The sequence below is a fragment of the Streptomyces sp. NPDC048461 genome (assembly GCF_055587105.1).
Genome location: NZ_JBVJGW010000047.1, coordinates 1 through 26,787 on the forward strand (window position 1 = coordinate 1; position 26,787 = coordinate 26,787).

General features: G+C 70.5%; 24 protein-coding genes and 2 pseudogenes. 8 read left to right on the forward strand and 18 right to left on the reverse strand.

Features of this window, described 5'->3' with window-relative positions; genetic code table 11:
* Nucleotides 1-96: 96 nt before the first annotated feature.
* Nucleotides 97-426, forward strand: a pseudogene (locus ACZ6S8_RS37860) (SRPBCC family protein); the annotation flags it as partial.
* Nucleotides 427-532: 106 nt separating this feature from the next.
* Here ACZ6S8_RS37860 and ACZ6S8_RS37865 read toward each other — a convergent pair.
* From ACZ6S8_RS37865 to ACZ6S8_RS37910, 10 genes are all read right to left on the reverse strand, one after another.
* Complete coding sequence (locus tag ACZ6S8_RS37865) at nucleotides 533-1,246, reverse strand: Crp/Fnr family transcriptional regulator (RefSeq protein WP_469462723.1); 714 nt, start codon at nucleotides 1,244-1,246, stop codon at nucleotides 533-535.
* A 233-nt stretch (nucleotides 1,247-1,479) separates the two neighbouring features.
* Nucleotides 1,480-1,962 carry a hypothetical protein gene (locus ACZ6S8_RS37870; protein WP_469462725.1) on the reverse strand — a complete coding sequence of 161 codons (483 nt, stop codon included), beginning with the start codon at nucleotides 1,960-1,962 and terminating at the stop codon, nucleotides 1,480-1,482.
* A gap of 80 nt (nucleotides 1,963-2,042) precedes the next feature.
* Nucleotides 2,043-3,227, reverse strand: coding sequence for a Rossmann-fold NAD(P)-binding domain-containing protein (locus ACZ6S8_RS37875; RefSeq protein WP_469462726.1), 1,185 nt, complete (start codon nucleotides 3,225-3,227; stop codon nucleotides 2,043-2,045).
* Between the two features lie 23 nt (nucleotides 3,228-3,250).
* Nucleotides 3,251-4,927 carry a radical SAM protein gene (locus ACZ6S8_RS37880; RefSeq protein WP_469462728.1) on the reverse strand — a complete coding sequence of 559 codons (1,677 nt, stop codon included), beginning with the start codon at nucleotides 4,925-4,927 and terminating at the stop codon, nucleotides 3,251-3,253.
* A gap of 45 nt (nucleotides 4,928-4,972) precedes the next feature.
* Complete coding sequence (locus ACZ6S8_RS37885) at nucleotides 4,973-5,701, reverse strand: TIGR04283 family arsenosugar biosynthesis glycosyltransferase (RefSeq protein WP_469462730.1); 729 nt, start codon at nucleotides 5,699-5,701, stop codon at nucleotides 4,973-4,975.
* Complete coding sequence (locus ACZ6S8_RS37890) at nucleotides 5,698-6,384, reverse strand: TIGR04282 family arsenosugar biosynthesis glycosyltransferase (protein WP_469462731.1); 687 nt, start codon at nucleotides 6,382-6,384, stop codon at nucleotides 5,698-5,700. The genes ACZ6S8_RS37885 and ACZ6S8_RS37890 overlap by 4 nt, the downstream gene beginning before the upstream one ends.
* Nucleotides 6,381-7,169 (reverse strand): MTAP family purine nucleoside phosphorylase, encoded by a 789-nt coding sequence (locus ACZ6S8_RS37895; RefSeq protein WP_469462733.1) that lies wholly within the window; start codon nucleotides 7,167-7,169, stop codon nucleotides 6,381-6,383. Before ACZ6S8_RS37895 ends, ACZ6S8_RS37890 begins: the two co-directional genes overlap by 4 nt.
* A gap of 3 nt (nucleotides 7,170-7,172) precedes the next feature.
* Nucleotides 7,173-8,606 carry a radical SAM domain-containing protein gene (locus ACZ6S8_RS37900; protein WP_469462735.1) on the reverse strand — a complete coding sequence of 478 codons (1,434 nt, stop codon included), beginning with the start codon at nucleotides 8,604-8,606 and terminating at the stop codon, nucleotides 7,173-7,175.
* Nucleotides 8,606-9,070 carry a MauE/DoxX family redox-associated membrane protein gene (locus tag ACZ6S8_RS37905; RefSeq protein ID WP_469462737.1) on the reverse strand — a complete coding sequence of 155 codons (465 nt, stop codon included), beginning with the start codon at nucleotides 9,068-9,070 and terminating at the stop codon, nucleotides 8,606-8,608. Before ACZ6S8_RS37905 ends, ACZ6S8_RS37900 begins: the two co-directional genes overlap by 1 nt.
* Complete coding sequence (locus tag ACZ6S8_RS37910; protein WP_469462739.1) at nucleotides 9,067-10,476, reverse strand: dihydrolipoyl dehydrogenase family protein; 1,410 nt, start codon at nucleotides 10,474-10,476, stop codon at nucleotides 9,067-9,069. The genes ACZ6S8_RS37905 and ACZ6S8_RS37910 overlap by 4 nt, the downstream gene beginning before the upstream one ends.
* Before the next feature lie 236 nt (nucleotides 10,477-10,712).
* Between ACZ6S8_RS37910 and ACZ6S8_RS37915 the strand changes: the two genes are divergently transcribed.
* The 3 genes from ACZ6S8_RS37915 to ACZ6S8_RS37925 all read left to right on the forward strand — a co-directional run bounded on the left by ACZ6S8_RS37915 (nucleotide 10,713) and on the right by ACZ6S8_RS37925 (nucleotide 15,091).
* Complete coding sequence (locus tag ACZ6S8_RS37915; protein ID WP_469462741.1) at nucleotides 10,713-11,492, forward strand: methyltransferase domain-containing protein; 780 nt, start codon at nucleotides 10,713-10,715, stop codon at nucleotides 11,490-11,492.
* A gap of 794 nt (nucleotides 11,493-12,286) precedes the next feature.
* Nucleotides 12,287-13,528, forward strand: a complete 1,242-nt coding sequence (locus ACZ6S8_RS37920; RefSeq protein WP_469462743.1) for a PP2C family protein-serine/threonine phosphatase — start codon at nucleotides 12,287-12,289, stop codon at nucleotides 13,526-13,528.
* Between the two features lie 531 nt (nucleotides 13,529-14,059).
* Nucleotides 14,060-15,091 carry a methyltransferase domain-containing protein gene (locus tag ACZ6S8_RS37925; RefSeq protein WP_469462744.1) on the forward strand — a complete coding sequence of 344 codons (1,032 nt, stop codon included), beginning with the start codon at nucleotides 14,060-14,062 and terminating at the stop codon, nucleotides 15,089-15,091.
* A gap of 308 nt (nucleotides 15,092-15,399) precedes the next feature.
* Here the strand turns inward: ACZ6S8_RS37925 and ACZ6S8_RS37930 are convergent, their stop codons facing one another.
* Nucleotides 15,400-15,729 carry an anti-sigma factor gene (locus ACZ6S8_RS37930; RefSeq protein WP_469462746.1) on the reverse strand — a complete coding sequence of 110 codons (330 nt, stop codon included), beginning with the start codon at nucleotides 15,727-15,729 and terminating at the stop codon, nucleotides 15,400-15,402.
* Nucleotides 15,730-15,918: 189 nt separating this feature from the next.
* Between ACZ6S8_RS37930 and ACZ6S8_RS37935 the strand changes: the two genes are divergently transcribed.
* Both ACZ6S8_RS37935 and ACZ6S8_RS37940 read left to right on the forward strand, forming a co-directional pair.
* Nucleotides 15,919-16,440: an RNA polymerase sigma factor gene (locus tag ACZ6S8_RS37935; RefSeq protein ID WP_469462748.1), complete on the forward strand. Its 522-nt coding sequence runs from the start codon at nucleotides 15,919-15,921 to the stop codon at nucleotides 16,438-16,440.
* Nucleotides 16,437-16,760, forward strand: a complete 324-nt coding sequence (locus ACZ6S8_RS37940) for an anti-sigma factor family protein (RefSeq protein WP_469462750.1) — start codon at nucleotides 16,437-16,439, stop codon at nucleotides 16,758-16,760. Before ACZ6S8_RS37935 ends, ACZ6S8_RS37940 begins: the two co-directional genes overlap by 4 nt.
* Before the next feature lie 173 nt (nucleotides 16,761-16,933).
* Here the strand turns inward: ACZ6S8_RS37940 and ACZ6S8_RS37945 are convergent, their stop codons facing one another.
* Nucleotides 16,934-18,424, reverse strand: a complete 1,491-nt coding sequence (locus ACZ6S8_RS37945) for a SulP family inorganic anion transporter (RefSeq protein ID WP_469462751.1) — start codon at nucleotides 18,422-18,424, stop codon at nucleotides 16,934-16,936.
* 422 nt (nucleotides 18,425-18,846) lie between these two features.
* On the opposite strand from ACZ6S8_RS37945, the gene ACZ6S8_RS37950 reads away from it, so the two are divergent.
* Together ACZ6S8_RS37950 and ACZ6S8_RS37955 are read left to right on the forward strand one after the other, a co-directional pair.
* Complete coding sequence (locus tag ACZ6S8_RS37950) at nucleotides 18,847-19,266, forward strand: MerR family transcriptional regulator (RefSeq protein ID WP_469462753.1); 420 nt, start codon at nucleotides 18,847-18,849, stop codon at nucleotides 19,264-19,266.
* A 171-nt stretch (nucleotides 19,267-19,437) separates the two neighbouring features.
* Entirely contained in the window at nucleotides 19,438-20,610 is a 1,173-nt protein-coding gene (locus tag ACZ6S8_RS37955) for a D-alanyl-D-alanine carboxypeptidase family protein (RefSeq protein ID WP_469462755.1), read from the forward strand.
* A 312-nt stretch (nucleotides 20,611-20,922) separates the two neighbouring features.
* Here ACZ6S8_RS37955 and ACZ6S8_RS37960 read toward each other — a convergent pair whose 3' ends face one another.
* From ACZ6S8_RS37960 to ACZ6S8_RS37985, 6 genes and pseudogenes are all read right to left on the reverse strand, one after another.
* Nucleotides 20,923-22,767 carry a glycoside hydrolase family 15 protein gene (locus ACZ6S8_RS37960; protein WP_469462756.1) on the reverse strand — a complete coding sequence of 615 codons (1,845 nt, stop codon included), beginning with the start codon at nucleotides 22,765-22,767 and terminating at the stop codon, nucleotides 20,923-20,925.
* A gap of 216 nt (nucleotides 22,768-22,983) precedes the next feature.
* Nucleotides 22,984-24,312 carry a Na+/H+ antiporter NhaA gene (gene nhaA / locus ACZ6S8_RS37965; protein ID WP_469462757.1) on the reverse strand — a complete coding sequence of 443 codons (1,329 nt, stop codon included), beginning with the start codon at nucleotides 24,310-24,312 and terminating at the stop codon, nucleotides 22,984-22,986.
* A gap of 146 nt (nucleotides 24,313-24,458) precedes the next feature.
* Nucleotides 24,459-24,797, reverse strand: coding sequence for a DUF3040 domain-containing protein (locus ACZ6S8_RS37970; protein WP_469462759.1), 339 nt, complete (start codon nucleotides 24,795-24,797; stop codon nucleotides 24,459-24,461).
* 95 nt (nucleotides 24,798-24,892) lie between these two features.
* On the reverse strand, nucleotides 24,893-25,930 hold the full coding sequence (locus ACZ6S8_RS37975) for an SPFH domain-containing protein (RefSeq protein ID WP_469462761.1): 1,038 nt from the start codon (nucleotides 25,928-25,930) through the stop codon (nucleotides 24,893-24,895).
* 3 nt (nucleotides 25,931-25,933) lie between these two features.
* Nucleotides 25,934-26,365, reverse strand: coding sequence for an NfeD family protein (locus ACZ6S8_RS37980; protein ID WP_469462762.1), 432 nt, complete (start codon nucleotides 26,363-26,365; stop codon nucleotides 25,934-25,936).
* Nucleotides 26,366-26,504: 139 nt separating this feature from the next.
* Nucleotides 26,505-26,787, reverse strand: a pseudogene (locus ACZ6S8_RS37985) (IS982 family transposase); the annotation flags it as partial.

The window sequence follows — 26,787 nt, forward strand, 5'->3', positions numbered from 1 at the left end:
TCGGCGGGATAGTGCTTCATCCCCACAGGGACTCCGTTCTCCTGGACCATCAAGATCCAAGTCTCTCCGGTGTCCAAAATCCGGGGTCAGGGCCCGGAGGCTGACGGCGGCGGCTTCGGCGTCGGTGCGCAGGTGACGCGTACCGCGTGCTTCCTCGGCAAGCGCATCGACTACGTGCTCCGCGTCGCCGCCCACGACCCCGGGCAGCTGCTGGACATGGTGTCCGTTGCCGGGCCGATGCCGATGCGCGTGACCTACACCTTCACCCCGCGCCCGGACGGAGGCACGATCGCGCGGATCCGCGTGCGGGGTGACGCATCAGGCCACTACCGACTTGCCGCTCCGCTGATGGGACACAAGGTCCGCTCCTCACTGGTCAAGGACTTGCGGGACCTGGAACGGCGACTGGGCCCGGCACAGTGTTGACCATGGTCCGAGCTGATCGCAGGAGAGGTGAAGGCCGTTCGCACCGTGATCCCCGCCGGCTCGTCCGTGCGCCTCAGGCGCGCGGTCGCGGTCGCCGTTGGGGCGGCTACCCGGCCTCGTCCCGCAGCCGGTCCGGTTCGAGGACGGTGATGCGGCCGCGGCCCAGCTTCAGCAGGCCCCGGTCGGCCAGGTCGCGCAGCACCTTGGTGACCGTCTCGCGGGATGTCCCGGCCAGGGCGGCCAGCTGCTCGTGGGTGAGCGCTACCTGTGGATGTCCGGCCAGCGGGCGCAGCGCCCGGGCCGGCGGGCTGGGCGGGATGAGGGTGATCAGGGTGCAGGCGACGCGCTGGGCGACGGATTTGAAGACCGTGTCGGACAGGCGCTGTTCGAGGTCGGCGAGGCGCCGGCCGAGGATCGCGGTGATGCGGGCGGCGATCCTCGGGTCCGAGAGAAGCAGACGGTGCACGTCGTCGCGGCCCATCACACAGACGGTGACGTCATCGAGGGCCTCGGCGAAGTTGCCGTACATGCGCTGCCCGAGCACCACCATCTCGCCGAAGATCGTGCCGGGGCTGATGATCGCCGTGGTCAGAGCGCGGCCCTCTGCGGAGACCCGGAAGACGCGGATGCGGCCGCGCTTGAGGATGAACAGCACCTCACACGGCTGGGGCGGTGAGTAGAGCATCTCGCCCGCGGTGTAGGTTCTCATCGGGGCGGCGTCCGCGATGGCGGCCATTTCCGGTTCGTTCAGGTCGCAGAAGATGTCGACCTCCGACAGGCACCAGGTCCGGTCGGCGTCCTCGTGACGGCTTTCGCGCATGCGGCCTATGTCCTCGCGTCGGCCCGGGGCCCAGGGCTGCGGCGCCGCACCCCAGGGTGGGGCCGCCAGGGCGTCGGCGTCGGCAACCAGACAATGGGGCACCTCGTTGCCAACAAGGGCATATCCGCTGTCGTGTGCCCCTTGGGGCAGAGAGGGTCCCCCGAGTGGAGCACCCCGGGGCGGCGCTGCTGCGCCCGGGGTGCCGGCCGGTTCCGGTGGTGTGTGTCCCATGCTCAGGCCGAGCCCGTCCGCTGCTTGCCCATCATCGATGCGATGCCGGCATAGGCAAGTCCAAGCAGCAGTCCGAAGACGAGGTGCGCGCCGAAGCTGGAGCGGGTGACGGCGTTCCACTCGAAGACCGGCATACCCATGTTGGCGGGCATGATCCACATCGCTCCGATCAGCCACGCCACGGCCCCGAAGCCCAGCCCGAGCATGGCCGCGGGAACCATCCGCCGGGCGTAGGTCCCCAGCAGGGCACCGAAGACCAAGCCGAAGGAGACGGCGATGGCCAGGTGGATCAGCCAGCCCGCGACGGCGTTGGTGGAGCCCAGCAGACCGGCGACCATGGTGATCATCGCCGTGTCCATGATCGGCCTGGAGACGGACATCCAGATGCCCATACCGATGCCCCCGACCACGCCGGCTGCGGCGCCCCAGGCGGCGTGCAGCGGCATGATGGCGACTCGCGGGGATACCTGCACGGTGGTTGTCATGGTGCGCTTCCTCTCGGTGCGGATGTCTCTCCTCCTCGCTGACGCTAGGGCCGGTGCATGGGGAACGTATGTGACGGTGCTTACGTACCGGCAGGTAGCAGCACCGTTTCACCGGTGTACGCGCCAGTGATCTCGTCGACCTGTTCGTAGCCGGTGCGCACTAGGAAGGTGCTGAGGCGGCCGTAGGACTTGGCGCCGAGGATGAAGAAGTGCGGCTCGGGGTTGCGCAGGGCCTCGATCCCGGCGGACGGCTGGGCGAGACAGTCCCCGCCCGCGGATTTGAGCAGGGCTGCAGAAAGGTTCATGGGGGCGCCGGTGGCGTAGCACTCGTGCACCTGCAACTGCCGGTAGAGAGAGGAGTCGCCGGTGTACCCGGTCAGCGCCACGATGTGGTCGCAGAGCATCTCGCGCGGGCCGCTGGCGGTGGCTAGGGCGACGCGTACTCGGTCACCGTCGGGGTGCAAGCTCTGGATATGGACGCCGGTGCGGACGGTGACGCGGGCGTGGGCGCCGTCGGCAAAGGCTTGGGAGGTGTCGACGAGTTGGCGGCGGCCCGGCAGCGTGTCGTCGGGTACGGCGCCCCAGCCGGGGGCCTGGCTGCGTACGGCCCACTCGACGCGGGTGCCGGGCAGGGCGGCGAGGTCGCGGGCCGCGGTCTGGGCGGATTTGCCGGCGCCGACGAGCAGGACGGTTCCGGCCCAGTGGCCGGGGTCGCTCGTGTTCGGGAGGGTCCGGGTGATGCGATCGGCGAGGGGACGTTCGCCGGGAGCCGGGATGCCGCCGGAGCCGAGGGTATTGGGGTGGGAGTAGGTGCCGGTGCAGTCCAGGACGAGGTCGGCCTCGGCGGTGTCCTCGCCGTCGGGGGCGTCGAGTAGGAGGGTGAAGGGGGCGGCGGCGCGGGTGTCGGCACCGGCCTGCTCGTGTTTGAGCAGGCCGGTGCGGGCGATGGCGGCGACCCGGGTGCGGTGGCGGATGCGGCCTGCGAGGGCGGGCAGTGAGGCGACCGGGTCGAGCAGGCGGGCCACGAGTTCGGTCCCGGTGGGGCAGACGTCGCCGGTCGGGGCGTGGGGCAGGTGGGCCCGCATGCGGTGGGAGACGTTGAGGTCCCACGGGGTGAACAGGCGGACGTGGCCCCAGGCCCGCACGTGGGTGGCCGCGGATTCCCCGGCTTCGTAGACGGTGAACGGCCATCCGGCGTCGGCGCAGGCGAGGGCGGCGTCGAGCCCTACGGGGCCGGCGCCGAGAATCGCGACGTGGCGCTGCATGGTGGACTCCCTTTCCGTACGGGTCAGATGGCGCAGTGGACGGGGCGGGGCATGCTGCCGTCGTCCAGGCGGGCGGCGAAGAAGTGTTCGGTCGCGAGCTGTTTGCCCGCGGCGAGCGGGGTCCCGGCGGGTGCGAGGTGCAGGTCGGGGCTGGTGGTGAGGTCGGCGCCGGCGGGGTGCCAGTGCAGGCCGTCGGCTGTGACGGTCAGTTCGGGGATGCTGGAGTCCTCGCCGATCTCCATGCCGCTCTCGGCGAAGCCGCGGCGCAGCAGCGGGCGTACGGCGAAGTGGTCGGCGGGCAGGCCCAGTCCGGTCAGTAGCTCGGCGACCGCGGCGACCTCGTGGATGTTGTCCGGGGTTTCGGTGAGGGCGACACGAGGGGGCAGCCCGAGGGTGATCAGGTGCAGGATGCCGTCCATGGTGCGTTGCCAGGAGCCGGCGCCGCGGTGCGCGTCGTGGGTGTGGGCGGTGGCGCCGTCCAGGGAGGTCTGGACGGTGAGCTTCCGGCCGGCCAGATCAGCGAGGCCGCCGGCACGCTGTCCACGCAGCAGCATCGCATTGGTCATCACGACGGTGGGCAGCTCGGCGGAGGCGTAGTCGAGGAGGCCGACGATGTCGGGGTGCAGGAAGGGCTCGCCACCGGTGAGGTACAGCTCGGTGAACCCGGCCTGTACGGCCTCGTCGACCAGGGCGCGGAAGGTGTCGATGGGCAGGCTGCGCGCGACCGCTTTCGGGGAGGAGGCGACCGCGCAGTAGTCGCAGGCCAGGTTGCAGTGGAAGTTGGTGTAGATCCACAGCCGGGACGGGAAGTACGGGGTGCCGAACAGGGGGACCACCGGCCGGTCATCTTCCGGGACCCGTGGTGTGCTCTCGCCCCAGCCGTCGTCGGCGGGTTTGAATCCGGACGGCAGGGTGGAGCGGTAGAGGTGGTAGCGGCCTCTGGAGCGTTCGCGCGCCGGGAGGATTTCCAGGCAGGTGGTCCACCAGCCGGTTTCGATGGTCTCGGTGAAGATCTCTGGCAGCCCGGCGGCGCGCATCGAGGCGGCCTGCGCCTGCCAGTGGTAGGAGAGAGGGACAAGCTCGGCGGTCGGGTGCCCGCCGTCCAGGTCGAGGATCGCGTACCAGACCTCGTGGCGGCCGTCGTTGGCCGGCTTGCCGAGCACTCCGACGTTCACCACCAGGGTGTCGTCGACGTGTCGCTGCCAGGGCAGGCCGCTGTGGGTGCACAGCACGACATCGGCCCCGGACGCCTCGGTGCGCAGTCGGTGCTGGTCCTCGGGGAGCGACTCCCACCAGAAGTCGTTCAGCGCCAGGGTCGAGCCGTGCACCATGTGGATGTCGACGCCGTCGATGGTCTCCCGGCGCTCGGTGGGCAGGGTGCCCATCCAGGTGGCGAAGTCGCGGTGGGTGGTGGCGAGGGTGTGGTCGTAGATGAGTTGGGCGTACTCGTTGTCCTTCGGGTCCCGGTAGCCGCAGCCGCAGTCGGTGTCGCCGCGGGCGATGGCCACGTCGTAATTCCCGGCGACACACTCGATGCCGTTGTCGGTGAGGATCGGCCACAAAGCGTTCACATCGGCGCCGAATCCGCCGAGGTCGCCCAGGCAGAACAGCCGTTCGGCGCCTCGGGCGCGGGCGTCGTCGACGAATGCCTGGAGGGCGTACGGGTTTCCGTAGGGGCCTCCGCTGACTGCGATGCGCATGGGGGGTCGGTCTCCAAGGTGTCGTAGGGAGAGGGCGGGGCGCGTTCAGGTACGGCTGGTCCGCGCCGCCGGCGGGGTCCTCTTCGCGAAGAGGCGGGGGCCCGCGGTGTAGCGATCGAAGATCGTCTCGGAGGAGACGCCGGCGAAGTACAGCAGCTTCAGGTACTGCATGAAGGCGATCATGCGCCAGGTGCCGTGGGCGACCAGGCGGCGCGAGGATGCCGTCGAGGTCGCGCGCAGGAGGCGCAGCCGGCCGCGGCGGTGCAGGCGCCGCGACATCTCCAGGTCCTCCATGATGGCCAGGTCGGGGAAGCCGCGGAGGGCGTCGAAGACGGTGCGGCGGATGAACATGGCCTGGTCGCCGAAGATGTGGTGGAGGCGGCGGGCGCGGGCGTTGGATGTCCACGCGAGGTAGTCCAGGGCGGGTGTGCTGCGGTCGAAGCGGAGGGTGAGGCCGCCTCCGACGATGGCCGGGTCGGCGAGAGCGGCCCGGATCTGGCCCAGGGCGCCAGGTTCGATGGCGGTGTCGGCGTGGATGAACCACAGGATGTCGCCGGACGCGTGCCGGGCGCCCTCGTTCAGCTGCCGGGCCCGGCCGCGTTCGCTGGTGATCACGGTGGCGTGGCGGGAGGCGAGTTCGACGGTGGCGTCGGTGGAGCCGCCGTCCACGACGATCAGCTCGCAGTCGGGGAAGTCGCGGCACAGACGGCTCAGCGCGCTGCGGATGCCGGCTTCCTCGTTCAGGACCGGAACGATGATCGACACTTGTGTCATGGGGTCTCCGTGGACTGGAGCAGGACGGCGAGCGCCGCGGGCAGCGCCGGGTCCTGCAGGAGTGCGGCGGCGTCCTCGGGGGTGTCAAGGTCGCGCAGTGGACGCAACAGTCCCACGCTCAGTCCCGCATCTCCGGCGAGGGCGCGTGTGGCCGTGAGGACCCGGTCGGTGCTCCAGACGTCCGCGCCGAGGCCGAAAATCGAAGTGTGGGGAGCGCGCAGGCCGATCAGGTAGTAGCCGCCGTCGAATGCGGGTCCCAGTGCCAGGTCGTGGTTCTCCAGGGCGGTGAAGGCGGCGGTCAGACGGCTGCCGGTGAGGGTCGGTGCGTCGGTGCCGACGACCAGCAGGGGTACGGCGCCGTCGGCGAAGGCGTCGGTCACGGCCGTGGCCAGGCGCTCTCCGAGGTTTGTTCCGCGCTGGCGCAGCAAGCGGACACCGGCGGGAACTGCCGTGCTGATGATGTCCTCGCCCTCGCCCTCGCCCTCGCCCGGGGCGCAGGCGAGGTAGGCCCTGGGGATGTGGGAGGTGGCCAGTTCCACGGTGTGGCGGATCAGTTCGGCCTGGAGGATCGCGCAGCGCAGAGGACCCAGCAGCGGGTGCAACCGGGTCTTGACCATTCCGGGACGGGGCGCCTTGGCCATGACCAGGATGGCGGGAGTGCCCTGGTGGCCGGGGGTGTTCATGCGTCGAACCGGTAGACGAAGCCGGCGCCGGTCACCCGGTCCAGGGAAGGGAGCACAAGCCTGGCCAGCGTCGCGAAGATGTCCTTGCTCGCCTCCATGCGGTCCAGCAGGGCCTGCACCGGTTCCGGTTCGGTGGCGACGCCGTTGGCGTAGTCCGTGACGAAACCGACCAAGGCCATGGGCAGTTCCGCCTCCCCGGCCAGTACGACCTCCGGGCCCGCGGTCTGGCTGATGGCAGACACCCCGGCCGCGGCCAGGGCGGCCACCTCGGGGCGCGAGTTGAACCGGGGGCCGTCGACGTGCCCGTACACGCCCTCCGACACGACGGGCACCCCGGTTAGCTCGGCGGCGGAGATCAGCGCCTGGCGCAGCGGCTCGCTGAAGGGCCGGTCGAAGATCCAGTGCCCGCAGCCGGCCGCGCCGGGCGTGTCGTACCAGGTGCACGGGGTGCCGTCGGGCAGCCGGTTGGCGGGGAAGTACAGATCGTCGAAGACCACCAGGGAGCCCAGTTGGATGGCCGGGTCGAGGGAGCCACAGACGGTGAAGGACACGACAGCCTCTGCCTTGCACACGAGCAGAGCGGAAAGGTTCGCCTTGTGGTCGACCTGACTGGAGAGCCGGTGGTGACCGGCGCCGTGCCGGGACAGCTGCACGATCTCCGTGCCCGCGAGGTGTCCCTCGGTGACGGTGACGACGCCGTGGTCGGTGACGACGGTCCGCTCCGCAGCCCCCTCCAGGTGGGGCCAGTCGTAGCTGCCGGAGCCGGTGATCACACCGATGCGCATGGACTATTTCTCCTTCGGTGACGTGCCGGACGATCCGTCGGCCGGGGTGCGGACTTCGATGATCGGCAGCAGGGTGCGCAGCGCGGCGTTCTCGGCCGGGTCTAGTACGGCGTGCTGTACGCAGGCGGGGACGAGGGTGCCGTTCTCGGGGTGGGCCATGGCGTAGTGGCAGGCGGCCAGCCGCTCCTGGGTCTCGCGCAGCCCGGGGTCCTCGGCCTGCTCGCCGCGCTGCATCATCTCCCAGGCAGGGGCGACGACGTCGGCGTCCATGAACTGGTGCATCACGAAGGTCACCGGACGCACGCGCATCCGGTGCCGGACCAGTCGCAGCGCTCCGACCCGGCGGACGGTGCGGCCCAGCCAGCGAAGCGCCGTCACCGCCGTGGACGGGTGGCGGGCAACCACCCGCAGGAGCCTGGCCGCGAGGAGGGCGGGCGGGGTGCCGGTGAAGGTCACCTTCCCGAAGTATCGGAAGAACGCGTCGCGCACGGCGAGATCGCGCGGGTCGTCGCCGTCGAGGAATGGGTACCAGCGGCGGCCGGCGTAGAAACCGTAGGCAGTGCGGTTGCAACGCACGTCGCCGTTCTCGAAGACCCGGTAGTCCAGCCGGGTTCCGGCGCCGCGCTCGATCTCCGCCCACACCGCGTCCGGGGTCGCCTCGCGGAACTTCTCCTTCCAGCGCCGCTCGTCGCCGAGGAAGGCGGCGGGCTGGAAGGAGAACATGCCATAGCCCATGGCCTGGCAGTCGCGGATGACGCTCGCGACCTCGTCGAGGTTGCCCGGGGTGACGGTCATGTTGTGGGCGAGGAAGGACCGCACCCCGTGCTCGCGCCGCAACCGGACGAACATGGCGGCGAACCGCGCCCGGTACGGGTTCAACGACTCCTCGTCCGGTGGGCGTTCGATGCCGCGGCGGCCGTACATGAACTTGTCGAAGTGCGCGGCGAACGACAGCCGCCCGAAGCGCCTCATGCCGTGCGGGCCGAGCGCGAGCCGGGTGAGGTAGTCGTAGTCGAAGTCGCCGTGGGTGAAGCTCATCGGTTCCCGGCCGTGCTCCCGCATGATCGCCAGCGCGGCGGCGTGGTCGTCGGGGCTGAGCAGGCTCACCTCGCCGCCGATGAGCTGGGTGTGGGCACGCGGACCGCGCAGCTCGAGCAGCAGGCGCATCTGTGCCGCGAGCTGTTCGTGGGTGTGCGGGCCGTCGACGCGGACCTGGTTGGCGTCACGGGAGTGGTAGCAGGGGGTGCACTTGAGGTTGCATTTAGGGAAGACGCCGTGGGTGCCCTCGCAGCCGACGCCGTGCCGGCCGAGGATCTGGCCCGGGGTCCTGGCCGCGTCGGGCAGTTCCGCCCAGCGGCGTTCCATCGCCTCGGCGAACTCGGTGTCGTAGGGACGGGTGGCACGCTCGAGGGCACGCAGTGCTGTGATGATCCGCATCAGTGGTTCTCCTGCGGGGGCCGGGCTGCCGCGAGGGCCGCCCCGGATGTGGGCGAGGGGGGCCGGGTCCGCCGCAGTCCGCGCCACAGGAGCAGTGCGTACAGCAGCATCAGGGCGTCCTCGACGAGGACGTACCAGCGCAGCGGCTGGGTGAAGTAGGCGCCGAAGCAGCCGCAGTTGTCGAGGTCGACTCCGCGGGCGAACGCCTGGGTCGCGAGGGCTGCCCATGCCACCGCCACGGCGGTGTACAGCCAGACGGGAGCGGCGGCGCGGGAGCGGGGTTGGGCGAGGAACCAGACCGCCGTGGCGGCCTCGGCGCCGATCAGCACGACGGCCAGTGCGGTCGAGGCCGCCTCGGAGCTCAGACCGTAGGCGGTCAGGATGGCGGGCATCGCGTCGAACGAGGCGAGCTGCCCCAGCGCCATCGCCGCGAGGACGGCGCCCAGCATCATACGGAGGATCACCGGTACACCTTTCCGCGGAGTTTCAGCAGCGCGCGGATGGGGCCGCTGCCCCGGGCCAGACGGGCGTACACGTCGGCCAGCGCCGCGTGCCAGGGTCCGTCGGCGTAGGTGGGATAGGGGTGCACGGTGCGGGCGTAGTCGGAGGGTGTCCAGCCCAGGCGGACCGCCGACGCCAGATGGGCGATCGTCTCGCCGGCCCTCGGCGAGACCACCGTGGCCCCGACGATCTTCCCGCGCGGGCCCAGCACCAGGGTCGTGAAGCCCTCGGTACGGCCGTCGGCGACCGCTCGGTCGAGCCGGTCGTTCTCCAGCGTGTGGACGCGCGCCCTGTCGCCGTACCTTGCGCTCGCCTCGTCACAGGTGAGGCCGACGCGCGCGATCTCCGGATCGGTGAACGTCACCCAGGGCACCGCGCGGTAGTCGATCGGGCGGCGCACACCCAGGAGGGCGTCGGTGGCCGCCGCCGCGCCCTGAGCGCCGCCCAGATGGGTGAAGGCCGAACGGCCGGTCACATCGCCGGCGGCATAGATCCGGTGGTTGGTGGTGCGCAGCCTGCCGTCGGTGCGGACGTGACCGGTCCGGGTCAGCTCCACACCGGCCGCCTCCATGCCGAGCCCGAGGGTGTTGGCCCGGCGGCCCGCGACGGCCAGCAGCGCGTCGTAAGGGAGGGAGACGCCGGGCCCGTGGACCGCGCCGGCATCGACTCGCTCGGCGCGGTAACCGGTCAGCACGGTGACGCCCTCGGCCTCCAGCCGCTCCCGCAGCACCCGGGAGGCCCGGGATTCCTCACGGGGCACCAGACGGTCCATCGCCTCCACGAGAGTGACCTGCGAGCCGAGGCGGGCGAACGCCTGTCCCAGTTCGCAGCCGATGGGCCCGCCGCCCAGCACGACCAGGCGGCACGGGATCTCCGACAGCCCCCAGATGGTGTCACTGGTCAATGGTTCGGCCTCGGCCAACCCGGGGACCGGCACCAGAGCCGGCGTGGAGCCCGTAGCGATCACGGCGTACCGGAAGGAGACCTCCCGCCCGGCCGCGGTCAGGGTTCTCGGACCCGTGAACGAAGCCGCACCGTGCGCCACGTCTACGCCGAACGGAGCGAGTGCCTCGGCCGAGTCGTGCGGCTCGATCGCCCCGATTGCCCGCTTCACCCCGCCCATGACCGCCGCGAGGTCCGCCGGGCCGGTCACGGGCGAGAGGCCGTAAGCGGCGGAGCGGCGGGCGGCCTGGACGCCGGAGGCCGCGTGCAGCAGGGCCTTGCTCGGTACGCACCCTGTCCACAGGCAGTCCCCGCCCAGCCGGTCCCGCTCGACGAGTAGTACACGGGCGCCGAGGCGCCCGGCGGTGCGGGCCGCGGTCAGGCCGGCGCTTCCGCCTCCGATCACGACCAGGTCGTACGTACTCATGCTGTCGGCTCTCTCCGGTAGGCGCATGCTCGTGGGATGTGAGGGAAACCCGATGACGCCGGCCGGGCCTTCCCCTTCTTCTCGCCCCACACGATCACGGCCAGGAAGGCCGGTCGCCGTGAACCGTTCGCGTCCGGCGTGTCCGAAGCGGAATGCGGAGACGCCCCGGCAGGGTTCCCGGCGACAAGCACAGGGGCGCGGGCGTCCCCACGGGCCGGAAGAGAGACGAGAACCGGATGGACGAACAGGACTGGCGGCGCTTCATCACCGCCTACCACCACGCGCATCCCGGCATCACCGAACAGCTCTTCAGCCTGACCGACACTTCCCCGTACGCCTGGCTGGCCGAGCCCCTGCACACCGTTCGGGGCACGGTCCTCGACCTGGCTTGCGGTTCGGCACCCACACGCGAGGAGCTTTCGGACGCCGACTGGGTCGGGATCGACCTGTCGGCCTCCGAACTCGCCGAAGCGGCACGCCGGGGCCGTGGTCCGCTGGTGCGGGCCGCCGCGGACGCTCTGCCGGCCGCCTCCGCGAGCGTCGCGGCGGTCTGCGCGGCCATGTGCCTTCCGGTCGTCACCCCCCTGCCGCAAGTCCTCGGGGAGATCCGGCGCGTACTGCGCCCCGGCGGGACGCTCGCGGCGCTGGTGCCCGCCCAGTCCGGCCTCTCCCCATCCGGCAGGCTCATCTGGCTCCGGGTGATGGCAGCCCTGCGCGCTGTACACCAGCCGTGGCCCAACCCGCAGGCCCGCGACGGACTGGCCGCCCTCCTGCGCTCGGCGGGGTTCCGCGTCCGCTGCGACGAGCGACGCGTCTTCACCCTGGCCATCGACTCGGCCGATGCGGCGGCCCTGCTCACCGATGCCTTGTATCTGCCCGGACTGACTCACCACCGCTCCCAGGCCGCCAAGCGCTCCCTGGCGCGGTGGGCGGTCCGGGGACGAAGCCTTGAGCTGCCGCTGCGCCGCGTGGTGGCCGACCTTCCCACCGGACCAGCGGTACAGGAGCCGGTGTGAACCCCGGCAACACCCTCACCAGTACCGGCCACGCGCAGTCCGATAGGGCCCGGACGGGGCGGCGCGGCGGTCGGCTCGCACGGCGTCGTGGATACGGCCGGCCGTCCTCGTAGTCCTGCTCCACTCGCGGCACGGGGTGCGCTGGGATGCGGGGACCTGTCGCGCGATAGAGCAGGTGGGTCGATTCGCTCGGCCAGTGGGCCCGACAGTTCTTGACAGGATGAACGGGAGATGGGGCGGTGGGCGTGAGCACCATCGGTTCGCCGACGAGGTCGAGCGCCACTCTGCCCGACGACGTGTGACATACCGCTGATGGCGTAATGGCGAGTTGTGGGCTGTTCGGCGGGTCACGCTGTGGTCCGTTGATCACGGCCGTGTCGGGAGCACGCGGGTGTACGGGTCACGTGAGTGGGTCTGTGAGTGGATTCGTCATGATCACCGGACGGGCCCGGCGGGGTCGGGGCGGATGTCGGCTCGGCGGTGCAAGATGTCGCGGAACACACTGACGAAGGCGCTGGTGTGTCCCGTGCTGGCGGAGAAGGCCGCCGCCAAGCATCAGCGTGCTGAAGCCGGCGAAGGGCGTCGCAACGCGACCGCGGTGGCACCCAGTCCGCCGTTCAGCGAGTGGGACGGGACCTTCACCGACGCGCGGCGACCGCCGCCGGGCCAACGTTCAACTGCACACCGATCCACAGACCGGCACCGAGCCCTACCGGCTCAAGGCCACCGAAGCCGAACAGCAGAAGCAGCCGTGGGAGACGTGCCCGGTGCCTGCACAGATGGAGTGAGCGGACATGGCAGATGGCGAGCGGCCGCCCGGGAGGGTCGACGTGGACCGGTCGGAAGGGTTCGGTGAGCGACTGCTGGGTGTGCTGCTGGACCGGGCACACCAGATGCCACCGCAGCTGATCGCGCCGCTGATCGCGGAAGAGGTGGCCGTCGTCGGCGGCCGTGACGTGTCGATCCTCCTCCAGGACTACGAGCAGCTGGTGCTCATTCCGCTGCCGGGCAGGCGTCTGACCGTCGGCGAGCCGGAGTCGATCGACGGCTCGCCCGCCGGGACCGCGTTCCTGCGCGGGCGGACGGTCGAAGTGCCCCGGGCCGACGGTGTACGGATGTATCTGCCACTGCTGGACGGCAGCGACCAGGTGGGAGTGATCGGCCTGACCCTGGACACCGTGGACGACGACGACCGACGGTTGCTGCGACGCCTCGCCGGCCTGGTCGCCGACATGATCGTCACCAAGGACGCCTACACCGACCAGTTCTTCCTGGCCCGGCGCCGCGCACCGATGGGCGTGGCCGCGGAGATCCAGTGGTCCCTGCTGCCTCCCCTGACGATGTCGTGCCCGCAGGTCGAGGTGGCCGGGATCCTGGAGCCCGCCTACCAGGTCGCGGGCGACAGCTTCGACTACGCCCTCAACGACGACATCCTGCACGTGGCGATGATCGACGCGATGGGCCACGGCCTGGACGCCGCCACCATGGCGACGGTCGCCATCGGCGCCTACCGGCACGCCCGGCGCGCCGACATCGGTCTCGCCGAGATCTACGCGTTCATGGACGAGGCCATCGACGGCCAGTTCGGGCCCGACCACTTCGTCACCGCGCAGATGATGCGTCTGAACATCGCGACGGGACACCTGCAATGGGTCAACGCGGGCCATCCGGCACCCTTGCTAATCCGCGATCATACGGTCATCCAGCGGCTGGAGAGCCTGACCACCCTGCCGGTCGGCTTCGGCGGCGACGACCCCAGGATCAGCGAGCAGACGCTCCAGCGCGGAGACCGCGTGCTCTGCTTCACCGACGGACTCATCGAAGAGCACGAAACGGGCGCGGAACAGTTCGGTGAGGAACAGCTCATCGACTGCGTCAACCGCGTCGAACGCACCGCGGAAGGAGTGCGGGCGGTCGTACGAGCCCTTTCCCACGCGCTGAAGCGGGAACGGGGCGGCCGGACCAGCGACGACGCCACCCTCTTCCTCATCGAATGGCACGGCGGTACTGCTGACCACCTCGCTGCCCTCGACTGAACCGACGGCCGCCTGCCGCCCGTCGCCCTCGATGCCTGTCCCGTCCTCAATCGGGGGCCTGGAGGGTCGCCACACGGCCAGGAGGGCGTGGGCGGCAAGGGTCGCACCGCGCCGGCCATTCCGCGTCCGTCATGTCCGACGGATACCGGCGCTGCCGGCCGCGAAGATCCGCAGGGCTGCCGTACACGGGCACGAGGCAATCGCGCGACCCGAAGAGCGAGTCGAGGGCGACGGGCGTAACCGCGTACACGTGTGCCTGCCGTGAACACCGGTAGCCTTCGCGGCTCTTCTGCACCGGGCTCGGCGGCTCCTTGGCCGATTCCGCAGGCATTGGCCGTGGATCGCTCTGGGCGGTCCGACTCCCCAAGATCATCCGGGATCGGACACAGCGGACGGGAATGACAACCGCCGCACAGAGGGTTCCCGTCGCGGCCCCGGCGAACCACTGGCCGGAGCGCGCAAACCCACTCATCAGGGAGAGACATGGCGACAAGCGACGTATCCCAAGCGCGGCAGAAACCCATCCCCTCCGTGGCAGACTCCGTCAAGGACTACTACGGCAAGGTACTCGCCTCCTCCGCGGACCTGAAGACCTCGGCCTGCTGTACCGACGTGGCGCCACCCCTGCGCATCGCCGCGGCTCTCGGCGAAGTACACGACGAGGTCCTGGAGCGTTTCTACGGCTGCGGTTCGCCCATCCCACCCGCGCTCGAGGGCGCCACCGTGCTCGACCTGGGCTGCGGCAGCGGACGAGACGCTTACGTGCTGTCCCAACTGGTGGGTCCCACCGGCCGGGTGATCGGCGTCGACATGACGGAGGAACAGCTCGCCGTCGCCCGCCGCCACCAGAGCTGGCACGCCGAACGGTTCGGCCACGCCAACACCGACTTCCGGCACGGCTACATCGAGGACCTGGCGGGGGCCGGCATCACGGATGCTTCCGTGGACGTCGTGGTCTCCAATTGTGTGGTGAACCTCTCGCCGGACAAACCGCGTGTCCTCTCCGAGATCTTCAGGGTCCTGCGCCCCGGCGGCGAGCTGTACTTTTCCGACATCTTCGCCGACCGCCGCCTGCCTGCCGCTCTCCTGGACGATCCCGTCCTCGTCGGAGAGTGCCTCGCCGGCGCCCTCTACACGGAGGACCTCCGCCGCATCCTGGAACGCGCCGGCTGCCCGGACGCCCGCACCTTTGCGGGCTCCCCGGTGACGATCAGCGACCCGGGCATCGAGCGGAAGATCGGCTTCGCCACCTTCACCTCCCGCACCGTCCGCGCCTTCAAGCTCCCGCTGGAGGACCGCTGCGAGGACTACGGCCAGGTTGCCGTCTACCACGGCACCATCGCCGAGCAGCCGCACGCCTTCGACCTCGACGACCACCATCGCTTCGACGCCGGGAAGCCGATGCTCGTCTGCGGCAACACCGCCGACATGCTGAGCGCCACCCGCTACGCGCCGCACTTCACCGTCACCGGCGACAGGAGCAGGCACTTCGGCCTGTTCCCCTGCGGCCCCGCGGACACGGCGAGCGGCCCGGGCGCGCAGGCGCCGACAGGCTGCTGCTGACCGACCTCAGCGGCACGCGGGATTCCTGCTGCGGGGCGGTCGCGGTCCGGGGGAGCGGTCTGCCGGGTCCGGCAACGCTGGTTCGAGGGGCGTCCCGCCCCGGTCGTCGTCCCGCCGTTGCGCCGAGGCGATCATCCGGTCCCGACCGCTCCTTGCCCGGCCATCGCCTGGGCGATGGAGCCGAAGGTCAGTCCTGGCGTTCCTGCGGGTGCCGATTCCCCTGCGACCGGCTCTCCCCGATTGATGCTGGTCGGAGCGCAGGCGTGGGGTGCGTCCCGGCTCGTCGCGCGCCCGGGCCGAATGAACCGTCACGGCGCTTCGTCTGACGGGGCGGCGTCGGTGTCCGAGCCGGGCAGGGCACCGAGCTCGTGGGCGAGGCGCCGTAGCCGGGCTGATGCGAGGGAGGCCGGCCCGCGCTGCGGATTGTGCCGGAGGGACGCCTTGATCAGCTGGATCAGTTGCAGGCTGCCGCTGCACACCCAGCAGGCGGTGAGGTGCGAGGCCACCCGCGTCCGGCGCTCTCCCGTCAGCTGTCCGTCGGCGTATGCCTCCACATCACCGCGCAGCCGCACATGCCGTACGCCCTCCCGGCACTCGGCCCACACCTGTCCCGGCCGTGGGACGCGCTGCTTCCTCATGGACCGGAAACCCGGGCCGAGACGCACGGCATTCCACCGGCTCACGCTGTCGGCTCCCCGGTCCCACCACGGGGTACGCGGCCCGGGCGGGCATGTGAGGGCGGATGGAATGCGGAGAACGGGACAGGGGGTTTCCGCTGTGTGGAAGACCAAGTGACAGCGCCGCCGGACCCAGCGGACCCTCGGGGCGTGCCGTTCGCCGCCTACGTGCTGCCGGAGGTGGAGGTGCTGCTGCGGGTGGCGATGACGCTGACCGCGCAGCCCGCGGACGCCGAGGACCTGGTGCAGGACACCCTGCTGCGGGCCTACCGGGCCATCGACCGGTTCGACGGCAAACATCCCCGGGCGTGGCTGCTGACGATCATGCGGCGGGCCGAGATCAACCGGCACCGACGGCGCCGCCCGCACCTGCTGGACGACCCCGACTCCGACCTGGACCGGCTCAGCAGCGAAGGCCGGCAAGGATCAGCGGAAGAGGCGGTGGTCGGCGAGGCGTTCGACGAGGTGGTGGACTCGGCGCTGTCCGCGTTGCCGGACAAGCACCGGCAGGTGGTGCAACTGGTGGACATCGACGGCCTCACCTACGCCGAGGCCGCACGCCTTCTGGATGTGCCCGAGGGGACCGTGATGAGCCGACTGCACCGCGCGCGCAAACGGATACGCGCCCGGCTGGCCGCGGCGGGACTGGCACCGAAGCGAGGTGTGATGTGAACAAGCACTCATGGTGGGCTCGCCGCTCGGGAGAGCGCCGGATGAACTGCCTGCGGGTGGCGCGGGTGCTCCAGGCGTACCTGGACGGGGAGACCGACGAGGTCACCGCACGTCGGGTCGCGGTCCATCTGGAAGACTGCCGGCGCTGCGGTCTGGAGGCATCCGTCTTCCAGGAGATCCGCAGCGCGCTGGCCCGCCGCGTGGAACCCGACGTGGACGCGGTTGCCCGGCTGACGGCGTTCGGCCGGTCCCTCGTGCGTGACGAGCACGGCCAGGGCGGGGAGGGGCCGGACAGCGCTTCGCCCCCGCCCGGTGCATGAGCGGGGTTCCACGGGAGCTCGCCGGGCGGGTTCCGTCGCAGGCGCCGGCCGAGTAGCCCCAGCCCGCCGCCGGAGTGGTCGCGTCAGGGGATCTGCTTCGTCTGCCGCGGCTGCGAACGGCGGGGGCTCCAGGCCGTCGGCCGGGAGCCCCGTGTGGTCATGCCGGTGGTCGGTCAGTGTCCGGCGGTCAGTTCGCCGGTGAGTTTGCCGTGGAGGTCGGCGCTGGGGTCGTTCAGGCCGGTGATCTCGACGGTTTTGCCGCGCTGCTTGTACTTGGTCTCGATCGCGTCGAGGGCGGCGACGGAGGAGGCGTCCCAGATGTGGGCCGCGCTCAGGTCGATGACGATCCTCTTCGGGTCGCCCGTGTAGTCGAACTGGCCGACGAGGCCGTTGGAGGAGGCGAAGAACAGCTCGCCGCTGACCCGGTAGACCACCGTCTTGTCGTCGGGGTCGGTGACGGCGGTGACTTCGGCGAGGTGGGCGACGCGCTTGGCGAAGATCACCATGGCGGTGACCGAGCCGACGACGACGCCGATGGCGAGGTTGTGGGTGGCGACCACGCAGACGACGGTGATCACCATGACGGCGATCTCCCCGACGGGCATCCGCTTGAGGGTCTTGGGGGCGATGGAGTGCCAGTCGAAGGTCGCGAAGGACACCATGATCATGACGGCGACGAGTGCGGCCATGGGGATGTCGGAGACGAGCGGGCCGAAGGCGATGCACAGGATCATCAGGAAGGCGCCGGCGAGGAACGTGGACAGGCGGGTGCGGGCGCCGGACACCTTCACGTTGATCATGGTCTGGCCGATCATGGCGCAGCCGCCCATGCCGCCGAAGAAGCCGGTGACGATGTTGGCGATGCCCTGACCGACGGACTCGCGGGTTTTGTTCGAGTGGGTGTCGGTGATCTCGTCGACCAGCTTGGCGGTCATCAGCGACTCCATCAGGCCGACCAGTGCCATCGCGAACGCGTACGGGGCGATGGTGGTCAGGGTGTCCAGGCTGAACGGCACGTCGGGCAGGCCCGGTACCGGCAGGGAGGACGGCAGGGCGCCCTTGTCGCCGACGGTCGGTACCGCGAGGGCGGCGCCGACGGTGATGACGGTGAGGAGCGCGATGGAGACCAGCGGGGCGGGGATCACAGTGGTGATCCTCGGGAAGAACACCATCAGCGCAAGGCCGCCGATGATCAGCGGGTACACGGCCCACGGCACGTCGGTCATCTCCGGGACCTGGGCCATGAAGATCAGGATGGCGAGGGAGTTGACGAAGCCGACCATCACCGAGCGGGGGATGAACCGCATCAGCTTCGCCACCCCGAGCACACCCAGGACCACCTGGAAGACGCCGGCGAGGATCACGGCGGCGATCAGGTAGCCGAGGCCGTGCTCACGGTTGAGGGGTGCGATGACGAGGGCGACAGCGCCGGTGGCGGCGGAGATCATCGCCCGGCGGCCGCCGACGATCGAGATGACCACGGCCATGGTGAAGGAGGCGAACAGGCCGATCGCCGGGTCGACACCGGCGATGATCGAGAACGAGATCGCCTCGGGAATCAGCGCCAGCGCGACCACGAGGCCGGCCAGGACCTCGGTGCGCCAGACCTTCGGGTCGGACAGCCAGTCGGGCTTCAGGCCGCGCAGACGCGCGGCCGGGGACACGGCGGAAGCAGCGGAAGGCAAGAGAGTGGCAACCTGTCGTGCTCGGGCACCCCTACGGCAGGCCGGGGTGCACGGGAGGACGCGGTGGTGCCGGGCCGGCACACCGCGGACGGCTCCGTGAGCGCGGAGCCGGAAGATCGGAAAGGGACGAGCAGGCCCGCGCGACAGGGGGCCGGGGTTCACGTCCGGGGGCGAAGCGTCACGGCGGGCAGGCGGCAGCGTCGGGCGTCATGGACTCGCGCACGCTCTCTCCCGCGGCAATCGGGGCTTCGCCGGGGGCGTCATCGGCCCCGACACGGCAACGGTGGAGCAACGTCAATCCGCCCTCACCGCGCACAACTCTACCCTAACGTTAGAGTAGGGGGTGGCGGTGTCCGAGCGGGACCGCTCGATGAGGACGAGAAGGGCCAGAGGATCGCGGCGTGGACAGCAAGCACATGCAGATCGGCGAGGTCGCGACGAGGACCGAGCTGTCCCTGCGCACGATCCGGCACTACGAGGAGACAGGCCTGGTCATCCCCTCGGCACGCTCCCAGGGCGGCTTCCGTCTCTACACCGAGAACGACGTGCACCGACTCATGGTCATCCGGAGGATGAAGCCCCTCGGCTTCACCCTCGACCAGATGCGCGACCTGCTGGAAGCCACCGACCGCATCGACGCCCATGACGCGCTGGGCGCCGATGAGCGCGAAGCGCTGCTGGAGCGCGTGCGGGTCTACGAACAGGCGGCCGCGGACCAGGTTGAAAGGCTCCGCGTCCAGCTCTCCCGCGCGGAGGAGTTCGCCACCACGCTCCGCACCCGTCTCCACCAGAGCGCCCAGGCAGCGGCTCGGCGGGACTGATGAGCCCGGTGGCCTGACCGGCGCTGCCGAATCTCGCCACCGCTCGAACGGAGCGCCTGCTCGCCATGCCGGGCGGCTGCCATCAGGGTTCTATCGCCGACGTATGACTGGGTACGGCCGGTCGGCCGACCGTGCGCTGCGTACAGGCCCCGCCGTTCCTAACCTGACTGAATGACCATCGGTTCATACCTCCGCAGGCTCCTTTCCGGCGCGGCAGCCCTGGCGGCCGGTGCGGGCATCCTTCTCGCACCGGCCCTCGGCGGGACGGCCCGAGCAGATCCCGCGCCTCCGCGGCCCGCAGCTCTTCCCGTCCCATCCTTGCTGCACCAGCCGGGAACCCACGTGCGGGCACGCAAAGGAGCCCCCGACTTCCCCGACGGCATCTCCGCCCTGTCCTGGCTCGTGGCCGACGCCGGTACCGGCGAGGTACTCGCCGCCCACGACGCCCACCTGCCTCTGCCGCCAGCTAGCACCCTCAAGACCCTCTTCGCGCTTACGGCCCTTCCTGGCCTGCCCGGTACCCGCAGTCACACCGTTACCGACGCCGAACTGGACGGGGTGGGCGAGGGCAGCAGCCTGGTCGGCCTCGACGCAGGCCGCACCTATCGGGTCGCCGACCTGTGGAGGGGCGTCTTCCTCAGCTCCGGTAACGACGCCGTTCACGTCCTGGCGGCCATGAACGGCGGTTGGGAGGAGACCGCGGCTCAGATGCAGGCCAAGGCCCGCTCCTTGGGAGCCCGGGACACCCATGTCGTCTCCCCTGACGGATACGACGTCGACGGCCAAGTCTCCTCCGCCTACGACCTCGCCGTCTTCGGCCGTGCCGGCCTCGCGAACCCCGCTTTCGCCCGGTACGCGGCACAAGCCGACGCCCGGTTTCCCGGCGACACCAACAGCGACGGCAGCCCCACGTGGACGTACGGCATCGAGAACACCAACCGGCTGGTCACGGGCGAAGACGGCGTCGATCGCTACCCCGGCATCATCGGCATCAAGAACGGCTACACCTCCAACGCCGGCCACACCCTCGTATCGGCGGCCCGCCGCGAGGGGCGCACCCTACTGGTCACCGTGATGAACCCCCAGTACGGCGGTGGGTTCGCCGTCTACGAGGAGGCACGCGCCCTCCTCGACTGGGGCTTCGCCGCCGCAGGGCACCTCGACCCGGTCGGCACACTTCAGCCCCCGCCAGGACCCAAGCCCTCGCGCGCAGCCCCCGTCCACCGGGCCGCCCCCGCCTCACACGCCACTCCCCGTACCACCTACCTATGGCCCGCTGCCCTCCTCTTCGCAGTCTGCGTCGCCGGAGCCGTCCTGCACCGCCTCCGGCACCGCGCGCGGTAGAAACCGCGCCGACCCGCCCACAGGGCGGGCTCCGCTCGCGGAGACGTCTGATGTCGGCGCACGCGTGGAAACCACCTCTGCCGGGAATTCTCGGGCGACTGGCCGATCGTGACCGTACCGAGGTGAGCGCCGGCGAGCCGGGGCCGGCGGTTCAGGAGGGCATAGGCGCGCGATGGGGCGCCACATCGCGGTCATGACCAGGCGGCTCAGTCCCCCGTGGCGCGTCAGATGCCACAGGGTGTGAAACACGTCCCGCACGATCAACTGCCGAGCGGCCTGTGTGATCGGTGATCTTGTGTGCGGGCGGGCGGGTCATTCCTGGAACCAGGCGGCTGGGGATAGCTCTGGCCTGATGCCGCGCCGGGTGCGGGCGAGGACGATCGCGCTGGAGATGAGTCCGACGTGGCTGAGGCCCTGGGGGAAGTTGCCCAGGAGTGATCCGTCACCTGGGTCGATCTCCTCCGAGAGCAGGCCGAGCGGGCTGGCGTAGGAGCAGAGTTGTTCGAACAGGATGTCGGCTTCTTCCGTCCGCCCCTGGCCGGCGAGGTTGTCCACCATCCAGAAGCTGCAGAGCAGGAACGCGCCTTCGGGTTCCTCGAGTCCGTCGGGGGTGGCGTCGGGCAGGTAGCGGAACAACAGCCCCCCGCCCGCATCGAGGCGCTCGGCGATCGCATGCGTGGTCGCGGCCATGCGGGGATGGTCGGCGGTAAGGACCCGTCGCAGGGGCAGCGCGAGGAGGGAGGCGTCCAGACCGGCTCCGCCGCCCAGCTGCCCGGTCAGCGCGCCGGCCCGGTCGTCCCAGGCGTCGGTGAGGATCCGGTCGGTGAGGGCTGCCGCTTCGGCGCTCCAGCCGTTCGCGTCGCCCGGCAGGTCCAGCCGGCGTGCGAGCCGGGTGCCCCGGTCGAGGGCGACCTGGCACATCGCGGCGGAGTAGGTGAACGGCCGGGCCGGTGTGCGGACCTCCCAGATCCCGTGATCGGGCCGTCGCCACGCTGTCCGCGCCTCCTCGACCAGCGCCGCGAGCTGGCACCACAGGTCATCGGGGAGACGTCCGCCGGTGGCCGCCCACTGGAAGGCGCAGTCCAGGACCTCGCCGTAGACGTCGTGCTGTACCTGCCCGGCCGCCGCGTTGCCCCAGCGCACAGGAGCCGATCCGCGGTATCCCTCCAGGTAAGAGTCGATCACCTCGGCGGGGGGTGGCAGGCCGTCGAGGTCGTAGAGCACCAGCGGCCGCTCCCCGCCCGCGAGGGCTGCCAGCACCCAGCTGAGGAACCCCTCCGCCTCGCTGCGCAGCCCGATGCGGCGCAATGCGAACACGGCGTAGGCCGCGTCGCGGACCCAGGCGTAGCGGTAGTCCCAGTTCCGGGATCCGCCGATGTGTTCGGGCAAGGAGGAGGTGGGGGCCGCGACGATGGCACCGTTCTCGATGTGGTCCAGCAGCTTGAGCGTGATCGCGGATCGCAGCACCAGGTCCGGCCGGGGAACATCGGCCGGCATCTGGACGGCCCACCGCCGCCACGCCCGCATGGTCGACTCGATGCCCGCTTCCGCCTCGTGCACATCCGCGGCGGGTCCGCCGCCCCAGTCCAGGCACAGAGCGAACTCCTCGCCATGCCGCAGGGCCACTGTGGTGTCCAGGCAGGGCAGGGGGTGTGTCGAGGCGATCCGCACGGTGACACCCTGCTCAGGACAGGCCAGCTCCCAGCCGTCCCGGCCCCATCGGGCGGCCGCCGGCGAGCGCGGCTCGACCACGACCCGCAGGGCCACCCGCCCCGCGACCACCCTGGCCCGGCGGAGCAGCTGTCCCGTTCCGGCCCTGACGTCGTCCTCCAGACGGCAGCCCGGTCTCAGACGGAAGGCATCGGTGACCTCGACCGTGCCTTCGGGCCCCTCCAGCTCGGTCACCAGAACACCGGTGGCGGGCTCGTAACGCTGGCGGGAGCGCCGTACCTCGACGGGCGCGAGGATCAGAGCGCCGCCCCGGCGCCGGTCGAGCACGGCGGCGAACAGCGGCGGGGAATCGAAACGCGGCACACACATCAAACCCACCGCGCCGTCCCGGCCGATCAGGGCGCAGCCCCGCCCGTCGCCCACCAGACCGTGATCGGCGATCGGCAGATACCCCTGACACCTCCCGAGCGGACGCCATACATCCATACCCCACTTGTACCGGGGCCCGCCGTCCTTCGCGCGGCGGCCGGTCCGCGTAGAGCCGGACCGACTGCGCCTCCTGCCGCCCCGGCGCGAGGAAGACTGTCGTCCGTCGACGGCGCAAGGGCTGCCCCGAATACGGATCTCCGCTTGCTTGCCCCCGTGACGACCGGGAAGGTCCCGCCCTGTGGGCACCGTGCGGCGGTCGGGGTGATGCGGGGTTCAGCGCCCGCCCGGGGCGCGTGTATCGGGGTCGTCCGTGCCGTGCTGGTAGATGTCGGGCAGGCCGTCGGCGTCTTCGTCGAGGTCCTCCTCCTCCCACAGCCTGCGGTAGATGACGTTGCGGCGTTTGACCAGCAGCGCGGCCAGGCCGGCGGCGAGCAGTGAGCCGAGCAGGACGGAGGCCTTGATGTGTTCGGCGTCGACCGGGTCGGGGAAGGCCAGCTCGCCTATGAGCAGGGCGACGGTGAAACCGATACCGGCCAGTACCGCGAGGGCGAGGACGTCGGCCCACGCGAGGTCGGGATTGAGCCGGGCCCGGGTGAAGCGGGCGGCCAGGTAGGTTCCGGCGAAGATTCCCACCGTCTTGCCGATGACCAGGCCCAGGACCACACCCAGCGGTTCGGGGCGGGTGAACACCTCGCCCAGTGTGGGGGCCGAGATACTCACTCCGGCAGCGAAGAGGGCGAACAGGGGGACGGCGATACCCGCCGATACCGGTCGTAGCAGGTGCTCGGCCCGCTCACCCGGTGACGTCTTCTCGCCCGCTTTCCGGTCGGGGGCGCAGCGCAGGATCAGGCCGATCGCGACTCCGGCCACGGTGGCGTGCACGCCCCCGTTGTAGGTCAGTGCCCAGATGACGAGGCCCAGGGGCACGTACCACCACCAGCCGCGTACCCGGAATCGCTGCAGCAGGTAGAACACGACGAGTCCGGCGGCTGCTCCGCCGAGAGCTGCCGGATTGAGATCGCTGGTGAAGAACAGGGCGATGACCAGGATCGCCCCCAGGTCGTCGACCACGGCCAGGGTGAGCAGAAAGGCACGCATGGCCGAGGGCAGGTGGGTGTTGAGTACGGCCAGTACCGCCAAGGCGAAGGCGATGTCGGTGGCCATCGGCACCGCCCAGCCTTCGGCACTGCCGCCGCCGGCCGCGACGGTGGCCAGGTAGATCCCTGCGGGTACCGCCATGCCGCACACGGCGGCGACGATGGGCAGGGCCGCGGTGGCGGGGGTGCGCAGCTGTCCGGTGACCAGTTCGCGCTTGAGTTCGATGCCGGCGACCAGGAAGAAGATCGCGAGCAGTCCTTCGGAACTCCAGTGCTCAACCGACAGGTCCAGCCCGAGTGCGGGTATGCCGAAGTGGGCGTCGCGCAGTGCCTCGTAGCTGTCGCTCCATGGGCTGTTCGCCCAGGCCAGCGCGACCACGGCGGCAGCGAGCAGCACCAGCCCGCCGACCGTTTCCGTGCGCAGGGCGCGGGCCACCTGTACGCGCTCCGGCCAGGGCAGCAGCCCCAGGAAGACCGAGCGTTCACGGGGGTCAGCATCACGCATCAGGCGCAACCCCCGGCACCTCCGGGCCCCTCGCAGCTGTCGGGACCGGCCACTGGCAGGCTAGGGAGGCGCTTTTGTGCACGAGTGGTCGGACCGCCTCGGAGTCGTATGTGTCCACGCCGACCGGGGCGTACCGCTCCGCGACATCACGAGCACGCATCAGGTGCCTCTTCGAATAGGGGGTCGGAGGTCTGCGGGCACTGGGACTGCGCGGCGGCGGCCGGGGCGAGGCCGACTGGCCGCGCTGGGTTCTCATCGGGCGGCGTTTTCGTGAGGAGCACTGTGAGGACCAGCCCCAGCAGGGCCACGATGGCCAGCACTATGGCGGCGGTCTTCCGCCGGTTCCGCCGTGGCCGACCCTCGACGCACATCTGGGGGAACTGCTCGTTCAGCATGCTGATCCGGGTGGCGAGTTCCGGGTCGTCGCGTGCTAGGCATCGCTCGATCCTTGCGAGGGCGCGTTCTTCGTCCATCTCGGGTTCCACGTCCTCACCTGCCTCTTTGTGGGTCTGGCCGTCTGCGAGCGGATTCAGCGGGCTGCCTGTCGGGAGTGCAGGCCGGTGCTGGGTCGACCGCTGGTTCACTTGCCGTCGAGAAGGCCCGGAGGGATGCCGGAGGTGCTGTCGGCCTCGGCGGCGTCGGCGAGGGCCTGGGCCGCGGCCTCCGCGGCTTGCGCCGCGTCGTCCGCGGCCTGGGCGCCCTTGTCGTCCGAGGTCTTCTCGCGGGTGGCCGGCGACTGGGGCAGCACCTCGCTGAACGCGCGGGAGACACCCTCAAGTGCGGAGGTGACTTCGCTGGGGATCACCCAGAAGGTGCTGCCCGGGCCCTGGGCGAGCTGGGGCAGCATCTGCAGGTACTGGTAGGCGAGCAGTTGGGGGTCGGGGTCGTTGCGGTGTACGGCTTGGAACACCTCGTCGATGGCCCGGGACTGTCCTTCTGCCTTGAGGATCTCGGCCGTGCGGTTGCCCTCCGCGCGTAGCACGGCACCCTGTTTGTCTCCTTCGGCGGTGAGGATCTGGGACTGGCGCTGTCCCTCGGCCCCGAGGATCGCGGCCCGCTTGTCCCGCTCGGCCCGCATCTGCTTCTCCATCGCGTCCTTGATGGACTGAGGCGGGTCGATGGCCTTGATCTCCACCCGGTTGACCCTCAGGCCCCATTTTCCGGTGGCCTCGTCCAGTACCCCGCGGAGCTGGTTGTTGATGGTGTCGCGCGAGGTGAGGGCCTTCTCCAGGTCCATGGATCCCACCACGTTGCGCAACGTGGTGACGGTCAGCTGCTCGACCGCCTGCAGGAAGTTCGCGATCTCGTAGGCGGCTGCCCGAGGATCGGTGACCTGGAAGTACAACACCGTGTCAATCTCCACGACCAGGTTGTCCTCCGTGATCACCGGCTGAGGCTGGAAGGAGACGACCTGCTCGCGCAGGTCGATCTGCGGATAGACACGGTCGATGTAGGGGATGACCACGTTCAGGCCGGGATTCAGAGTGCGGTGGTAGCGGCCCAGCCGTTCCACATTGCGCGCGCGGGCCTGAGGCACGATGCGCACCGCCCGCACCACGGTAAAGACCGCGAAGAGCGCGACGATCAGACCGGCGACGAAGAGCGCCGAAACATCCATGGTTCACCCCTGCGGGTAGACGAGCGCGGTGGCCCCCCTGATCTCTACGACGTCGACGGTCGTTCCCGCAGGAATCACCAGGGATTCGTCATAGGCGCGGGCCGTCCATTCCTCCCCGCCTATGCGGACCCTGCCGCCCGCCCCCGTCACCTCCGCGACGACGTAGGCGCTCCTGCCCACCAGCGCGTCCACGCCGAACCTCTCCGCCGGCGGCCGGAGCATGCGGCGCAGCACCAGGGGACGGACGAACAGCACGCCGGCCGCCGCGGTGACGGTGAACACCAGGAACTGCAACGGCAGTGGAAGCCCGACCGCCGCGAACCCAGCCGTGACCAGCGCGGCACCGCCCAGCAGCCCCAGCGCCGCGGTGAGCGTGAAGATCTCCGCCACGCCGAGCACCGCTGCGACGATCAACCAGATCAGCCACGGGTCCATGACGCCTCCTGCCGCGTGCGGGTACGCGGATGCCGACCGATCGATGCCTACCTTCACTGCCGACACAGGCTCGTCCGGTACTTCTGAGTATCCGCTCAGAAGCAGATGACTGCACTGACGAGTGAGTCCGAAGTGCTGGTCAGTGGTCGTAGGCGACGAGTGATCGGGTGATGGGTGTTCCGTTGGCCCGGTTGTGCCAGATGGCTGCGGTCAGGGCCAGGATGCGTTGTCCGACGCGGGCCAGGACCCCGGATGGGGTCCTGGCGCCGTGGCGTTCGCCTTTGAGGGTGTCGTTCACCGACTGGATGAGCTGCCGGATAGGTTTGAGGGCCCTGACCCCGGATTTTGGACACCGGAGAGACTTGGATCTTGATGGTCCAGGAGAACGGAGTCCCTGTGGGGATGAAGCACTATCCCGCCGA

Coding starts and splice junctions, on each gene's coding strand:
- ACZ6S8_RS37875 (WP_469462726.1), bottom strand. CDS start 3,227: ATGCAGCGCCACGTCGCGATTCTCGGCGCCGGCCCCGTAGGGCTCGAC.
- ACZ6S8_RS37880 (WP_469462728.1), bottom strand. CDS start 4,927: ATGCGCATCGCAGTCAGCGGAGGCCCCTACGGAAACCCGTACGCCCTC.
- ACZ6S8_RS37930 (WP_469462746.1), bottom strand. CDS start 15,729: ATGAGGAAGCAGCGCGTCCCACGGCCGGGACAGGTGTGGGCCGAGTGC.
- ACZ6S8_RS37890 (WP_469462731.1), bottom strand. CDS start 6,384: ATGAACACCCCCGGCCACCAGGGCACTCCCGCCATCCTGGTCATGGCC.
- ACZ6S8_RS37960 (WP_469462756.1), bottom strand. CDS start 22,767: ATGGATGTATGGCGTCCGCTCGGGAGGTGTCAGGGGTATCTGCCGATC.
- ACZ6S8_RS37915 (WP_469462741.1), top strand. CDS start 10,713: ATGGACGAACAGGACTGGCGGCGCTTCATCACCGCCTACCACCACGCG.
- nhaA (WP_469462757.1), bottom strand. CDS start 24,312: ATGCGTGATGCTGACCCCCGTGAACGCTCGGTCTTCCTGGGGCTGCTG.
- ACZ6S8_RS37900 (WP_469462735.1), bottom strand. CDS start 8,606: ATGCGGATCATCACAGCACTGCGTGCCCTCGAGCGTGCCACCCGTCCC.
- ACZ6S8_RS37870 (WP_469462725.1), bottom strand. CDS start 1,962: ATGACAACCACCGTGCAGGTATCCCCGCGAGTCGCCATCATGCCGCTG.
- ACZ6S8_RS37920 (WP_469462743.1), top strand. CDS start 12,287: ATGGCAGATGGCGAGCGGCCGCCCGGGAGGGTCGACGTGGACCGGTCG.
- ACZ6S8_RS37895 (WP_469462733.1), bottom strand. CDS start 7,169: ATGCGCATCGGTGTGATCACCGGCTCCGGCAGCTACGACTGGCCCCAC.
- ACZ6S8_RS37975 (WP_469462761.1), bottom strand. CDS start 25,930: ATGGATGTTTCGGCGCTCTTCGTCGCCGGTCTGATCGTCGCGCTCTTC.
- ACZ6S8_RS37980 (WP_469462762.1), bottom strand. CDS start 26,365: ATGGACCCGTGGCTGATCTGGTTGATCGTCGCAGCGGTGCTCGGCGTG.
- ACZ6S8_RS37910 (WP_469462739.1), bottom strand. CDS start 10,476: ATGAGTACGTACGACCTGGTCGTGATCGGAGGCGGAAGCGCCGGCCTG.
- ACZ6S8_RS37955 (WP_469462755.1), top strand. CDS start 19,438: ATGACCATCGGTTCATACCTCCGCAGGCTCCTTTCCGGCGCGGCAGCC.
- ACZ6S8_RS37885 (WP_469462730.1), bottom strand. CDS start 5,701: ATGACACAAGTGTCGATCATCGTTCCGGTCCTGAACGAGGAAGCCGGC.
- ACZ6S8_RS37865 (WP_469462723.1), bottom strand. CDS start 1,246: ATGCGCGAAAGCCGTCACGAGGACGCCGACCGGACCTGGTGCCTGTCG.